This window comes from Mycolicibacterium iranicum (genome assembly GCF_002101705.1).
Taxonomy (GTDB): domain Bacteria; phylum Actinomycetota; class Actinomycetes; order Mycobacteriales; family Mycobacteriaceae; genus Mycobacterium; species Mycobacterium iranicum.
This window is the reverse complement of sequence record NZ_LQPC01000039.1, coordinates 44,032-58,284: the sequence shown is the minus strand read 5'-3', so window position 1 is coordinate 58,284 and position 14,253 is coordinate 44,032. Positions and strand designations below refer to the sequence as shown.

The following is a 14,253-nucleotide window of genomic DNA, read 5'->3' as shown; positions in this document are numbered from 1 at the left end:
GGCCCTGAGCTGGCCGAATTGTGTGCAGCAAGAAATCCGAACCCTCCTGGACATGTGTCCAGACTATAGTTTGACGTGCTAGCTGACGCAATGTGTCTGCTAGCTCTGACTATCACAGACGACGCGGGGCGTCCTGTTCAGCCTCCCGGCCGTGGCCCCGTTACGAGGGCGGAAAGCCTCCCGTCGCGACCGGGCCCCACCGCTGCGGACTGAGCCTGATCAGGCACTTCCCTTGGTCCCGCATCGCCCGCCGATACTCGTCCCAGTCCGGATGCTCACCTGCGATGGACCGGAAGTAATCGACGAGCGGTTCGACCGCCTCGGGAAGCTCGACAACTTCCGCGGGCCCGTCGATCTGCACATAGGGACCGTCGAACTCGTCGGACAACACGACAACGCTCGCGCGAGGCCTGCGGCGGATGTTCGCAGACTTGGCGCGTTGGGGGTAGCTCGCGACGACGATCCGCCCCTGCGCGTCGACGCCGCCGCTGACCGGTGAGCTCTGCAGAGACCCGTCCGAGCGGAATGTGGTGAGCACCATCCGGTGCCGAGGCCGGACGAAGTCGAGGAGTTCGGACAGCGTGACGGTATCGGCTGTGGCGAGTTTTCTGGCCATGTCGCCAGCGTATCGACGTGTCGGACCCCGCCCATACTCTGTCGAACATGAGTTCGAAGAAAGAAGTGATGTCCGCGCTCGACGCCGTAGACCGCGCACACCGGGCGCTGGCCGCCCTCCCGTTTCAGTCGCTGCAACCTGCCGATCAGCGTGCACTCTTGGTGCGGCTGGACGCCGTGACGAAGCAGCTGTCCGTACTGCAGAAGCGACTACTCGGTCAGATGGTTGCCGCTCCTCCGCCCGTCGAGTTCGCCGGGGCACCGTGGGCCGATGTGCTCGCCCGGCGCCTACGCATCTCGGTCGGCGAGGCGCAACGTCGGATCGCCGAGGCCAGCGCCGGGTAGATGGGCGATCAGGCCGTCGCCGAACGGGTCGAGAACCTGGGCAACACGAACGCGAAGGGGCGCGGATAGCCCACATTCTTCAGACGCCCGAACCGCACGGCGTCGAGGTCGACCACGCGGAACTCTCCGGACGACGGCTCGTAGCACTCGAGCATCTCGCCCGCGACGCCGACGAGCAGCACCCAGTGTCTCGGAATCACGCGGCCGACGAGCATCGCCACCGGCCGCCCCGCGTCGAGCGCATCGAGCACGTCGGCCAGCCCGTCGCGCCTGCCCCACCACAGCCGCCACCGGTAGCGGGAGCCTCGGGAGAGAACCGTGATCGCCCGCGACATCGCCGGCGGCGTCGTCCCCAACCGACGAGGCCACAGCAGGTTGATCGACGCATGCACCCGTACCTGCTCGTCCGAGAACCGGCCCTGACCTGCGAGCACGGGCCGAAAGCCGGGGTGCAGGAGCGCGGCCGCCATGACGGCGACGGCCGGCCCACATGTCGTGCCGTCCCGTTGGCGAAGCCGTGAGATCCGCATCCCACCACGGTAGAACTGGCCGATTCCCGCCGTGGCGAACTGGGTACCAGTGAACAGGTGTGCACTCAAACCGGGAGTTCTTCATGACCTTCGACATCACCCCCACAGCTGCCCAGCACGACCTCGCACGGCGCGCGCACGAGTTCGCCGAACAGGTCGTCCGGCCCGTCGCCGCCGACTACGACCAGCGCCAGGAGTTCCCGTGGCCGGTATTGGAGGAGGCGGCCACGAGAGGCTTCTACAGCCCGCTGTTCTATCGCGATCTCATCGGCGACCCGACTGGCCTGTCGCTGCCGATGTTCATGGAAGAGCTGTTCTGGGGGTGTGCAGGCATCGGGCTCGCTGTGGTCATGCCCGCTCTCGCGCTGTCGGCGATCGGCCAGGCCGCATCTCCGGAGCAGATGCTGCAGTGGGCGCCGGAGTGTTTCGGCACGCCGGGCGATCTCAAGCTGGCGGCGCTGGCGATCTCGGAGCCCGAGGGCGGCAGTGACGTCCGAAATCTGCGAACCACTGCCCGCCGCGACGGTGATGACTGGATCATCGACGGCCACAAGATGTGGATCGGCAACGGCGGTATCGCCAATGTCCACGTCGTCAATGCCGTCGTCGATCAGGAGCTCGGACACAAGGGGCAGGCCCTGTTCATCGTGCCCGGCGGCACACCTGGTCTCGACATGGTGCGAAAGCTGGACAAGCTCGGCTGCCGCGCCTCCCACACCGCGGAGTTGAAGTTCAACTCCGTCCGGGTGCCGGGCGATCACCTTCTGGGCGGACAGGAGAAGCTCGACCACAAGTTGGCTCGCGCTCGCGAAGCGGTCGAGGGCGGAAAGCACTCGGGCTCTGCGACGCTGGGTACGTTCGAGCAGACCCGGCCGATGGTTGCCGCGCAGGCGCTCGGGATCACCAGGGCCGCCTTGGAGTACGTGACGGAGTACGCCAACCGGCGTGAGGCGTTCGGGGCGCCGATCATCGACAACCAGGGCATCGCGTTCCCGCTCGCCGATATCGCCACAGCCCTGGATGCCGCGCGGCTGCTCACCTGGCGGGCGTCCTGGATGGCTGCCACGGGCGTGCCGTTCGAACGGGGCGAGGGGTCGATGTCGAAGCTGGCGGCCAGCGAGCTCGCCGTGAAGGCCACCGAGCGCGCCATCCAGACCATGGGCGGCTACGGGTACGTCAAAGACCACCCCGTGGAGAAGTGGTATCGAGATGCCAAGCTGTACACCATCTTCGAGGGCACCAGCGAGATTCAGCGAATGGTCATCTCCAACGCACTCGGCGCCGCCGACGGCAGACCGCCATTGCACGTCGATCTGGAACCGAGCGGGGGTCCGCTCAACCGCACTTTCGGCCGCGGTACCCCGATACGGACGCAGGTGGGCGCCTCGGCGCTGACGATGAAGGACCGCATTCCGTCCCCGATCATGCAGATGGCGATGAAAGTTCTTCGTCCACCGCGGAAGTAAGGCTACATTTGATCGGATCTCGCCATGGAGGTCATGTCGAGCACACCTTCTTCGCCGACCACGAGCGTCTGCAACGCGCATACTGCCTTGATGTATTCGCCGCGATTCCAGAAGCCCGAATGTCCGCATATGGCAGCAGTACTCGACACATCATAAAGACCTGCTCGCGGAACCAACTGCATCACATCGAAAATGCGGCAATCCACGTCGGCGATCATGTCGACCATCGGTTTGGGCTCCGGATCGCCCCCGAGATACACGGTTGACTGATCGAAGACCCAGCTGCCGATCGGATCGGTCAACGCCCACAGGTTCATCCACCGCGGAGTCCGCTCCTCGGGTGACTTCCTGATGTTTTCCAGTGCGCAGCTGTTGAAGTACGCCGGGAAGTTGCGCGCGTAGAGGCGCCGCAACGGGGAGCCGAAAGTCAAGAGAGGATAGCGTTCCCAAGACTCGGTGGCCTGCATCATTGTCGCCGCCGCGATGACGGTGCCCTGGCTGTGCGCCACCAGAATGACCTCGGCCGATTCCTCCGACTCCCTGAGCACCCGCATCCGGAGTCGCAAGTCGAAGACTGTCCTGCCGCCGTAGGACGGTGGGGTGAGCGGGTGGTTGGCGCGGGGCCAAAATGTGATGACATCCCACAGGATCGCCACGGTGCGTCGCGTGTTCCTATTGCGAGCGGCCAGCACGACCAGACCCACGAAGCCCGAAATGATTGCCACGGTGGCGGTTACAGATATGCCTCCCAAGCGATCTCGCACAAACGTGTTGACCGCGGGCGCAGTTACCAGATACAGCAGCACGATGGCGGCAAGCCCGAGCGCGGCCGCAACCAGGGCCAGCAAGGCGGCGAGATTGATTCCACGGTCGGTCAACGTGGCAAGTTGTCGGCTTCGTCGGATCTTCTTGAGCACCGCTGCAGCGGCGTTGGTCTCGATGTCTCGGCCCGACGAAGCCAGCTTGTCCGTGCGGTCGACGGCGCGTTGACCGAGCGCTCGCCGATACACGCAGAATGCGGCCACGAATGCGACGACTACGACCACGAGGGCGGCTACCGCAGTCCATACATACACCGGCGGCACTATCAGGGGTGCCGGTGCACTGACGGCACGCACGCTGTCCGCGACGTCCGCCCCGTTCAACTCCGCCTGCCGATTCGTCTTCATCGCTGTCGCCTCTTCGACGGAAGAGACCCAGGTGCCGAAGGTTTGGGCCGTCCAGAGACCGACCGCCGCGCTGAAACCTATGCCGATGAGCCAGCCCAACAGCGCCACGAACCACGCCGTGTAGCCCTTGAGCGTCGGCTCGTAACCGTCTGTTGCGCCCAGACGGGCCTTCGACCAGATAAGGCAGACCAGCACCAGGAGCAACATCAGCGCCTGTGCGGCGGTCAGCCAACTGACAAAGGATTGAAGGCCAGGAAGGAACGACGGCGGTTCCTGCTTCGGCGGTCGGTACGACGCCGCAACCCACACCAAGGACATCGCGAGAACTACCAGGGCCCACCAGCGCATCACGTGCAGACCACGGCGAATCCGCGCCGACGCACACGTGCCTCCCCGCCCCGTCATGGTGGTCGACGCTGTCGCCAGCACCGACAGCGCCAGCAGCACAAGATTCACAATGAGAAGTGCGCAGTCGACCGTGTCTGCCGATTCTCCGCGGCTGTCGCTCACCGGCGCCGCGAGCACCAACGCGCCGAGACTTGCCGTCCACGCGGTGACATGGCATGCGCGCATGCACCCCACCGAATCGTCGCGATTCCAGAACGTGGACTTCGTCAGCGGCGAGGGATCCTTCTCACTGACAACTGCTTCAGGTGGTGAAGCGGTGTTGTCGAGCAGTACGCGATCGGGACCCTGGACCGCGGCTCCGGTCAGCACCGGATCCGGGGGGATTGTTGCCTCCTCCCGCCCGAGCCGCCACAACGCCACGATCACCATCACCAGGGGAACGGCGCCGATCGCAAGCCGGACTCCCATTGGCCATGACGACAGCAGCGCCAGCGGTCCCCACCCGGCGTTGCAGTAGTCGATGCTCGTGCACTGCCAGACGATGATGTCGAGGACGGCTGCGGCCATCGCCGCGAGCAAGGTCAAGGTGAACGACAGGGCGAGCAACCTCAGAAGTCTGACGGCCCAGCCGGCCGCGCGAGGCCGCGCGGCGATCGGCAGCATCCAGTGCGCAAGGTTGATGAGGCTGAAGGGCAGGAAGAGCAGCCACACCGCGCGGGTCGCCTTACGGGACGTCAACCCACCCCAGGAGTACGCCTCCATCCGGCGCCACCATTTCTTCTCGTCCGGCGGCATCGCGGCCCGATCCACCCAGTCGGGCCTTCGGAAGAACCCGGCGTCGTCATCGCCGGCAACTTGTTCGAGAAACTCTTTCGGACATCCCAGCATCGCTTCTGGCGGCGTACCGGAGACCCCGTGTACGCGCAGCTCAATGACGGTCTTCCCCCCGGACATGCAGTCATATTGACGCTGTTGATCACATTTCGGAGGCGTTCAACAAAACCCGGTACCCCTGGTTTCACCTGGGTCTGTTCTGGCAACATTACCGCCCAGTAGGTTCGGCCACGCGAAAGCAAGGGGCGGCAATGGAGCAATCTCAGCTGGCGGTATCGGTGCTGGCTCAGCAGTCGGGCGGGAGCGAAGGCGGCGGCACCGCGATTCACGAGATCATCGCGCTGACGGTGGCGGGCGGGATCGTCGCGGCGATCTTGTTGTGGATCGGGTGGATGCACCGCAACCACAAGATCACGTGGCTGACCAGCCTTGCCGACTGGACGGGGCGCCGGTTCAAACGGCCGTCCTGGGTCGCTCTGCCGGTCGCGCTGTTCACGTCGTCGATCATCTGTGCGCTGTTCGGCTTCATCTGGGACGTCAGCCTGCACATCGGCAACGGTCGCGACGACGGCGCGCTGGCCAACCCGGCCCACTACTTCATCCTGATCGGTTTGTTCGGCATCTTCGTGGCCGGCTGCACCGCGATGGTGCTGCCGCTGGGCGCAGAGAACCGGCCGGGTCCGGCCGCGGTCCGCATCACCGACGACTGGTACGCGCCGGTCGGCGGCATCGTGATGGCCGGTTGCGGTATGTACGCCCTCCTCGGCTTCCCGCTCGACGACATCTGGCACCGCATCTTCGGCCAGGACGTCACGCTGTGGGGGCCTACCCACCTGATGATGATCGGCGGAGCGGGCTTCTCGACGCTGGCGGCGGCCTACCTGGAGTACGAGGGCAAGCGCTCGGTCGCGCCTGATATTCCGCGCGACGGCATCGGCCTGAAGTTTGTTCTCTACCTCGCCTTCGCGGGCGTGCTGATCGGCGCCTCGGTGTACCAGATCGAGTTCGACTTCGGCGTTCCGCAGTTCCGGCAGGTCTTCCAGCCCATGCTGATCGCTGCGGCCGCAGCCCTGGCGTTGGTGATGGCGCGGATCTTCCTGGGCCGGGGCGCCGCCCTGATCGCGGCGGTCATCGCCATCGGGCTGCGCGGCATCGTGGCATTCCTGGTGGCACCTGTGCTCGACGCACCGGTCAACTGGTTTCCGCTCTATCTCGGCGCCGCACTGGTCGTGGAACTGGTGGCGCTGACGCCACTGTTCAAGCGGCCCATCGTGTTCGGCGCGGTCTCCGGTCTCGGCATCGCCACCGTCGGGCTTTGGCTCGAGTCGCTGTGGATCAACGCCGTCTACCCGCTCGCCTGGCCGACGAGCATCTGGCCCGAGGCACTCGCGATGGCGATTCCGGTCGCCGTGCTGGTGGGCACCTGCGGGGCAATGGCGGGCATGGTGATCACCGGCCAGCGCATCCCGGGACGCAAGCTCGGTGCCGGACTGGTCGCGTTGACCGTGCTCGTCATCGGCATCGCGGCAGCCAACGGCCTGCGCTACAACACGCCGCAGGACGCGACCGCGTCGGTCACGCTCACCGAGGCCCAGGGGCCCGGCGAGGGCCGCTACGTCACCGCCGACGTACGGTTCAACCCGCCGACCCTCATCAGCGACAATCCGAACTGGGTGGCCGTGCTGGGCTGGCAGGGCGGGCTGGCCAACCAGACGGGTCAATTCGTCGACCCGCTGGAGAAGGTCGGTCCCGGCCACTACGTCTCGACCGAGCCGATGCCGGTGTCGGGAACGTGGAAGACACTGCTGCGCGTCCACGATGGACGCATGCTCACGGCGGTCCCGATCTACCTTGCGGGTGACCCCGGCATCGGTGCGCAGGAGGTGCCGGCCGAGGCGCAGTTCACGCGGCCGTTCGTCTCCGAGATCACGATTCTTCAGCGCGAGCGCAGCCCGGACATCCCCGCGTCGCTGTGGCTCATCGGATGCCTGGTGGTGCTGGTCTGCACGCTTGCGATGATTGCCGGAATCACCTGGGGCGGTGGACGGATCAACAACAGCGAATCCAGCGGCAGCGAGGCCGAGTACCAGCCGTCCGCCCAATCATGAACGCGAGGCCAGAGGTGGTCGTCCTCGCCGACCACCCGATCTGGCTCGCGGTGCCAGCGTTCGCGCCGGCCATCGTCGTGGCCGGGGTGATCGTGTACATCGCTGCAAAGAACCGGCGCAAGCCCGATCAAGACAGGGAACAGTGACAACGACTGCACAGAAATTCCTGGCCATCTCCGCTACGGCGCTACTACTCGCGGGCTGCGGGAGCACCACCGAAACAGCTGACACCCCGACACAATCCAATACAGCGACGGTGAATCCCACCGAGATGACCGACACCCAGCATGCGCCTGAGCGGCTGGTCGTCGACGTCACGATCAAGGGCGGCAAGGTCACCCCCACCAACGAGCAGCTGCAGGCAGGCCTCGATGAGCAGATCGTGATCCGCGTCGACAGCGATGCCACCGACGAGCTGCATGTGCACTCCTCCCCCGAGCACACCTTCCCCGTGGCCATCGGTCCGGCTCAGTCGTTCCAGTTCAGTGTCGGCGTCCCGGGCCGCGTCGATATCGAACTGCACGAGTTGGGCACCACCATCGCCACCGTCCAGGTGCAGTGACCTCTCAGATCCTCGCCCACGGTCTCGGTGGATCGGCAGATCTCCCAATTCCGTTCACCTACGCGCTGATCGGCGCTGCCTGGGCGTTGACGTTCACCTTCGCTGTCGTCGCGCTGGCATGGCGTAAACCACGGTTCGACGCGGCGCGACCCGGCCGGCCACTTCCCGGGTGGGTGACCCGCGCCGTCGACGCCCCGGCGACGCGCTGGGCACTGGCCGCGGCGGCGCTCCTTTTCACCGCCTGGGTCGCCGTGGCGTCGTTCTTCGGTCCCCAGAACGCCGAAAATCCGCTTCCTGGCGTGTTTTACGTACTGATGTGGGTCGGTCTGGTAGCGCTCTCGGTGGCCATCGGCCCGGTGTGGCGGGTGCTCTCGCCGGTGCGGGCGCTGCGCCGGTTCCTCGGCGGCCCGACGTTCGGTGGCAGGTATCCCGATGCGCTCGGCTACTGGCCGGCCGCAGCCGGGTTGTTCGCGTTCGTGTGGCTGGAGTTGGCGAGTCCCGACCCCGGGTCGCTCGGGGCGATCCGGACGTGGCTGCTCATCTACCTCGCCGTGACGCTGGCCGGCGCCTTCTGGTGCGGCACCCGGTGGTGTGCGCGTGCCGACCCGTTCGAGGTCTACGGCGTTGTAGCATCCCGGTTCTCGCCCTTGCGCCGCAACGCAGACGGCCGGATCGCCTTCGGCAATCCGTTCGACAACCTGCTGACGTTGCCGGTGCGACCCGGCATCGTCGCTGTCCTGTCGGTGCTGTTGGGATCCACGGCGTTCGACAGTTTCTCGGCGCTGCCGAAGATGCGCAGCTTCGTCGACGAGGTGACCGATACGGCATTCGCCGCGAGCGCATTGCGGACCGCGGGGTTGCTGCTTTTCGTGACCGTCGTCGGCGTGACGTTCAGCCTCGCGGCGCGCGCCACCGGAGGTGTCGATGCCGGCACGCGGCGCAAACTGCCTGGGCTGCTTGCTCATTCGCTGATCCCGATCGTGCTGGGATATGTGTTCGCCCACTACCTGACCTATCTGGTGGAGCGGGGCCAGCAGACGGTGCACCGGCTGTTCGGGATGGCCGATGCCGAAGTGGTGTACGTACTTTCGATGCATCCCGCGGTGCTGGCGACACTCAAGGTGGGCTTCGTGGTCGTCGGCCACGTGGCCGGGGTGATAGCCGCCCACGACCGCGCCCTGGCGGTGTTGCCGCAGCGTCATCAGCTCACCGGTCAGCTGGCGATGATGCTGGTGATGGTGGGCTACACGTTCACAGGTTTGTACCTGCTTTTCGGCGGCTGATCTAGAATTTGCCGGTGACGAGCGAAGACTCCTTGGAGCAGGCGCTTGCCGGCGGCGCACCCGAGCGCGTCGGTTGGTTCCGGTTCTACTTCGCCGACGAACGGTGGGAGTGGTCCGAGCAGGTCCAGATCCTGCACGGCTACGAGCCCGGTTCGGTCACACCGACTACCGAATTGGTGCTGTCGCACAAACATCCGGACGACCGCAAGCAGGTGGCCGGCACGCTGGAGGAGATGCGGCGCACCCACCGCACCTTCTCCACCCGCCACCGCATCATCGACACCCGCGGCGGCATCCACGAGGTAGTGGTCATCGGTGATCAGCTTCTCGACGACACGGGCCGTCTCATCGGCACGCACGGCTTCTACGTGGACTTGACTCCGACCGAGGCACAGACCACGGCGATGGTGTCGGCTGCAGTGGCCGAGATCACCGAGAACCGCGCGGTCATCGAACAGGTCAAGGGCATGCTGATGCTGATCTACCGCGTCGATGCCGCGGCGGCGTTCGACCTGCTGCGCTGGCGCTCGCAGGAGACGAACGTCAAGCTGCGCGTGCTGGCCGAACAGTTGCTGGCCGCATACGGCGAGCTCGTGTACGACGAGACGCTGCCGCCGCGCGCGGCATTCGACCATCTGCTGCTCACGGCACATCAGCGGGTGGAGCGCAGCGGCGATACCGTAAAGCCATGAAGGCACTGATCATCGTGGACGTGCAGAACGACTTCTGCGAGGGTGGCTCGTTGGCCGTCGACGGCGGAGCGGCAGTGGCCCGAGGTATCAACGACCTTCTCGCCGCTCCTCACGACTATCGACATGTCGTGGCCACCAAAGATTTTCACATCGACCCCGGGTCACACTTCTCGGCCGATCCCGACTTCGTCGACTCGTGGCCGGTGCACTGCGTCGCCGAGACGCCCGGCGCCGACTTCCACCCCGACCTGGACGTCACGCCGATAGAGGCCGTCTTCAAGAAGGGCCACTATTCGGCCGCCTACAGCGGGTTCGAGGGCGCTGACGACGACGGCACGCCGCTGGCCGAATGGCTCCGTCAGCGCGGTGTCCGCGACGTCGACGTGGTGGGTATCGCCACCGACTACTGCGTGAAAGCCACGGCCGCCGACGCGGTCACCAACGGGTTCGCCACGAAGGTTCTGCTGAACCTGACGGCCGGTGTCTCGCCGACCACGACCGCCGACGCCGTCGACGCGATGCGGATTGCCGGGGTCGATGTGACGGACTGAACCCGGCCCCATTGTTTGCAATGCCCGTTAATTGGGCAGTTTCGCGTTGACCGGAAGGAAGGTGTTCTTTGACCACAGCCGCGCAGCCCACGGCCCAAACGCCCGTTCTCGAGGTGTGGCCCGGCAAGGCCTACCCGTTGGGGGCCACATACGACGGCTATGGCACCAACTTCGCGCTGTTCAGCGAGGCCGCGGAGAAGGTTGAACTGTGCCTGTTCGACAGCGAGGGTGAGCAGACCGCGTGCATCCGGTTGCCGGAGGTCGACGGCTTCGTCTGGCACGGCTTCATCCCCAACATCGAACCCGGCCAGCGCTACGGCTACCGCGTGTACGGCCCCTACGACCCACCCAGCGGCCTGCGGTGCAATCCGAACAAGCTGCTGCTCGACCCCTACTCGAAAGCCATCGACGGGACCTTCGACTGGAACCAGTCGCTGTTCTCCTACAACTTCGGCGACCCCGACAGCCGCAACGACGACGACTCGGCCCCGAGCATGCCGAAGTCGGTGGTCATCAACCCCTACTTCGACTGGGGGGTGGATCGCCCGCCCAGCCACGAGTACGCCGACACCGTCATCTACGAAGCCCACGTCAAAGGCCTCACGCAGACCCACCCGGACATCCCGGAACAGATCCGCGGCACGTACGCCGCCGTCGCGCACCCGGCGATCATCGAGCACCTGACCTCGCTCGGCGTCAACGCCATCGAGTTGATGCCGGTGCATCACTTCGCCAACGACTCGACGCTGATCGACAAGGGCCTGTCCAACTACTGGGGCTACAACACCATCGGCTTCTTCGCCCCTGACGCGAAGTACAGCTCCAACCCGAATCCGGGCGGGCAGGTGCAAGAGTTCAAGGCGATGGTCCGGGCGCTGCACGAAGCGGGCATCGAGGTCATCCTCGACGTCGTCTACAACCACACCGCCGAGGGCAACCACATGGGGCCGACGCTGTCGATGCGCGGCATCGACAACGCCGCGTACTACCACCTTGTCGACGACGACAAGCGGTACTACATGGACTACACCGGGACCGGCAACAGCCTCAACGTCAGCCATCCGCACGCGCTGCAGCTGCTGATGGACTCACTTCGGTACTGGGTCACCGAGATGCATGTGGACGGCTTCCGTTTCGACCTGGCCTCGACGCTGGCCCGCGAGTTCTACGAAGTGGACCGGCTGGCCACGTTCTTCGAACTCGTCCAGCAGGACCCGACGGTCAGCCAGGTCAAGCTGATCGCCGAACCGTGGGACGTCGGCCCCGGCGGCTACCAGGTCGGCAACTTCCCGCCGCAGTGGACGGAATGGAACGGTAAGTACCGCGACACCGTCCGCGACTTCTGGCGGGGCGAACCAGCCACCCTCGACGAGTTCGCCTACCGGCTCACCGGTTCGGCCGATCTCTACGAACACACGGCGCGCAGGCCCGTCGCCTCCATCAACTTCGTCGTCGCGCACGACGGGTTCACGCTGCGTGACCTTGTCTCGTACAACGAGAAGCACAACGAGGCCAACGGCGAGGACAACAACGACGGCGAGAGCCACAACCGGTCGTGGAACTGCGGGGTGGAGGGGCCGACCGACGATCCGGAGATCCTGGCGCTGAGAGGTCAGCAGGAACGGAACTTCCTGACCACCTTGTTGCTGTCGCAGGGTGTTCCGATGATCTGTCACGGCGACGAGCTGGGCCGCACCCAGGGCGGCAACAACAACGGCTACTGCCAGGACAACGAGATCACCTGGATCGACTGGGACAACGTCGACACCGAGCTGCTGGAGTTCACCCGCTCGGTGTCGCAGCTGCGTGCCAACCACCCGGTCTTCCGTCGGCGTCGCTTCTTCAGCGGCAAGCCGGTGGGCCGCCGCGGGCAGGGCCTGCCGGACATCGCCTGGTTCACCCCGGATGGCGCCGAGATGACGGGCGAGGACTGGGGCTCAGGCTTCGCCAAGTCCGTCGGTGTGTTCCTCAACGGTCAGGGAATTCCCGACATGGACCCACGCGGACAGCGTGTTGTCGACGACTCGTTCCTGCTGTTCTTCAACGCCCATTACGAGCCGATCGACTTCACGCTTCCACCGACAGAGTTCGGCAAGAAGTGGCAGCCGGTGGTCTATTCGGTCGCGGGCGCGGTCATGGAGGGTTCGCGGCCACTTCCGGCGGGTGCGCAGCTCACTGTCGAGGCACGCGCTGTCATGGTGCTTCAGTCGGTCTGAGCGCTGCGTGAAAGCTGTTGTGCGCCATCACGCTTAAGCAGCCGAGTTGCGTCCGTTTCAGGATTTCGTATGTTAGCTTGAAGTTGCTGTTGCAACCGTGGCCGCCGAGCGGGCATCGGATTTTCGTTTGCCACCGGCCGGGCGGGCCGGGTGTAGGAGCCGAAGAGCGGCGGCGACCTACCTGGCGGCCACGGTTGCCAGCTTGAGGTCGACCGAGCGCGAGTTAGCCGGCGAGAATGCGGTCGATCGAGCGGATAGGAATCGGCAGCCACGACGGGCGGAACCGGGCCTCATACGCGGCTTCATAGACAGCCTTGTCCAGCTCATAGGCCGCGAGCACGTCGGCGGAGTCCCTCGGGTCTGCTCCTGCGACCGCCGCGTAGCCACTGCAGAACGCGGCACTGTTGCGATCCACCCAGCTTTGAGCCGCGGCGGCCTGCTCGGGATCACGGTTCTGATAGGCGGCGTACTCGAACGAGCGAAGGACGCCCGCCACATCCCGTAGCGGCGAGTCGGGCCTGCGACGTTCCTCCAGGGGCTGGCCGGGTTCGCCCTCGAAGTCGATCAGCAGCCAGTTCTCCGGGGTGCGCAGCACCTGGCCGAGGTGCAGGTCGCCGTGCACACGCTGCACGGTGATCGCCTTACCTGCCAGCTTGCGATACCGCTCCTCGATCAGCGCAACGTGTGACTCGAGCACCGGCGCAGCCTGCGCGGCGGACGCCAGTCGCTGCAGAGATGTGTCGACGGGGAACGGTTCCTCGGACGCGCCCAAGGTGTCGGCCAGCGTGGCATGCACGGATGCGACCGCTTGGCCGAGCCGGTAGGACTCGCCGGTGAAGTCGCCGCCCTCCCGGTCGGCGAAGAGATCCTGCGTGCTGGCCGTCGCCATGTCCCAACCCTCGGCGCTGTTGGCCGCGAACGCAGTGACCATGCCGAGGGCGCACGGTTCCGATTCGTCACCCGACCAGGACGTCTCGTAGGACCCGAGCAGGGTGGCCACATGCGGGTTGCCTGCACGGGCGAGAATGCGGTTGAGTTCGATGTCGGGGTTGATGCCGGGAGTGACCCGGCGGAACACCTTGAGCATCGCGTCTTTGCCGAAGATCACGCTGGTGTTGCTCTGCTCGGCGCCCGACACCTTCGGCGGCGCGTCGACCGGTAGCGTCACGTTCGGTTCCTTGCTGAACGTCAACCCGTCCACCGTCACCGAGGAGTCGATCAGCGACAGCAGGTGTCGCGCAGACCGCGGGTCGAACAGCGCGTCATAGGCCGTCCGCGTTCCGCCGGGGCCGGTCGCCGTCCCGATGAGAGCCCCGTCCCCGTAGCCGTCGCCGGGGGTGTCCTCCCAACGGATCAGCACCTGGTAGCGCTCGGTGCACCCGTCGGTATAGGTGACGTCGAGGAGTACATGTTCCAGGTCCTGGCCGAGTGAGGTCACCGAAGATGGTTCGGCCGAGGCGAGTTGACGGGTGCGGCCGGCGTACCAGCGCCGGTGAATGATCCATTCGCCGAATGCCAGCGTCATGGTCTGGAA

General features: G+C 65.8%; 13 protein-coding genes. 9 read left to right on the top strand and 4 right to left on the bottom strand.

What is annotated here, in order from left to right; translation table 11 throughout:
- Positions 1–160: 160 nt before the first annotated feature.
- On the bottom strand, positions 161–616 hold the full coding sequence (locus AWC12_RS19135; protein WP_085176326.1) for a PPOX class F420-dependent oxidoreductase: 456 nt from the start codon (positions 614–616) through the stop codon (positions 161–163).
- Positions 617–663: 47 nt separating this feature from the next.
- Between AWC12_RS19135 and AWC12_RS19130 the strand changes: the two genes are divergently transcribed.
- A complete protein-coding gene (locus AWC12_RS19130) occupies positions 664–960 on the top strand; it encodes a DUF222 domain-containing protein (RefSeq protein ID WP_024444163.1) in 297 nt (98 codons plus the stop codon).
- An 8-nt stretch (positions 961–968) separates the two neighbouring features.
- Here AWC12_RS19130 and AWC12_RS19125 read toward each other — a convergent pair whose 3' ends face one another.
- On the bottom strand, positions 969–1,490 hold the full coding sequence (locus AWC12_RS19125) for a cysteine peptidase family C39 domain-containing protein (RefSeq protein ID WP_085176387.1): 522 nt from the start codon (positions 1,488–1,490) through the stop codon (positions 969–971).
- A gap of 83 nt (positions 1,491–1,573) precedes the next feature.
- Between AWC12_RS19125 and AWC12_RS19120 the strand changes: the two genes are divergently transcribed.
- Positions 1,574–2,956, top strand: a complete 1,383-nt coding sequence (locus AWC12_RS19120) for an acyl-CoA dehydrogenase family protein (RefSeq protein ID WP_024444165.1) — start codon at positions 1,574–1,576, stop codon at positions 2,954–2,956.
- A gap of 2 nt (positions 2,957–2,958) precedes the next feature.
- Here AWC12_RS19120 and AWC12_RS19115 read toward each other — a convergent pair whose 3' ends face one another.
- Entirely contained in the window at positions 2,959–5,427 is a 2,469-nt protein-coding gene (locus AWC12_RS19115; protein WP_133057357.1) for a hypothetical protein, read from the bottom strand.
- Positions 5,428–5,558: 131 nt separating this feature from the next.
- Here AWC12_RS19115 and AWC12_RS19110 point away from each other — a divergent pair, with 131 nt between their 5' ends.
- The 7 genes from AWC12_RS19110 to glgX all read left to right on the top strand — a co-directional run bounded on the left by AWC12_RS19110 (position 5,559) and on the right by glgX (position 12,719).
- Entirely contained in the window at positions 5,559–7,415 is a 1,857-nt protein-coding gene (locus tag AWC12_RS19110; RefSeq protein WP_085176322.1) for a hypothetical protein, read from the top strand.
- A complete protein-coding gene (locus AWC12_RS31135; RefSeq protein WP_165762830.1) occupies positions 7,412–7,561 on the top strand; it encodes a hypothetical protein in 150 nt (49 codons plus the stop codon). Before AWC12_RS19110 ends, AWC12_RS31135 begins: the two co-directional genes overlap by 4 nt.
- Positions 7,558–7,977, top strand: coding sequence for a hypothetical protein (locus AWC12_RS19105; RefSeq protein WP_085176321.1), 420 nt, complete (start codon positions 7,558–7,560; stop codon positions 7,975–7,977). Before AWC12_RS31135 ends, AWC12_RS19105 begins: the two co-directional genes overlap by 4 nt.
- Positions 7,974–9,260, top strand: a complete 1,287-nt coding sequence (locus AWC12_RS19100; protein WP_024444169.1) for a hypothetical protein — start codon at positions 7,974–7,976, stop codon at positions 9,258–9,260. The genes AWC12_RS19105 and AWC12_RS19100 overlap by 4 nt, the downstream gene beginning before the upstream one ends.
- A gap of 14 nt (positions 9,261–9,274) precedes the next feature.
- Positions 9,275–9,952: a PAS and ANTAR domain-containing protein gene (locus tag AWC12_RS19095; RefSeq protein WP_085176319.1), complete on the top strand. Its 678-nt coding sequence runs from the start codon at positions 9,275–9,277 to the stop codon at positions 9,950–9,952.
- Entirely contained in the window at positions 9,949–10,503 is a 555-nt protein-coding gene (gene pncA, locus AWC12_RS19090) for a pyrazinamidase PncA (RefSeq protein ID WP_024444171.1), read from the top strand. Before AWC12_RS19095 ends, pncA begins: the two co-directional genes overlap by 4 nt.
- Before the next feature lie 68 nt (positions 10,504–10,571).
- Complete coding sequence (gene glgX, locus AWC12_RS19085; protein ID WP_024444172.1) at positions 10,572–12,719, top strand: glycogen debranching protein GlgX; 2,148 nt, start codon at positions 10,572–10,574, stop codon at positions 12,717–12,719.
- A 223-nt stretch (positions 12,720–12,942) separates the two neighbouring features.
- On the opposite strand, the gene AWC12_RS19080 is transcribed toward glgX, so the two are convergent.
- Entirely contained in the window at positions 12,943–14,244 is a 1,302-nt protein-coding gene (locus AWC12_RS19080; RefSeq protein ID WP_085176318.1) for a maltokinase N-terminal cap-like domain-containing protein, read from the bottom strand.
- Between the last annotated feature and the right edge of the window lie 9 nt (positions 14,245–14,253).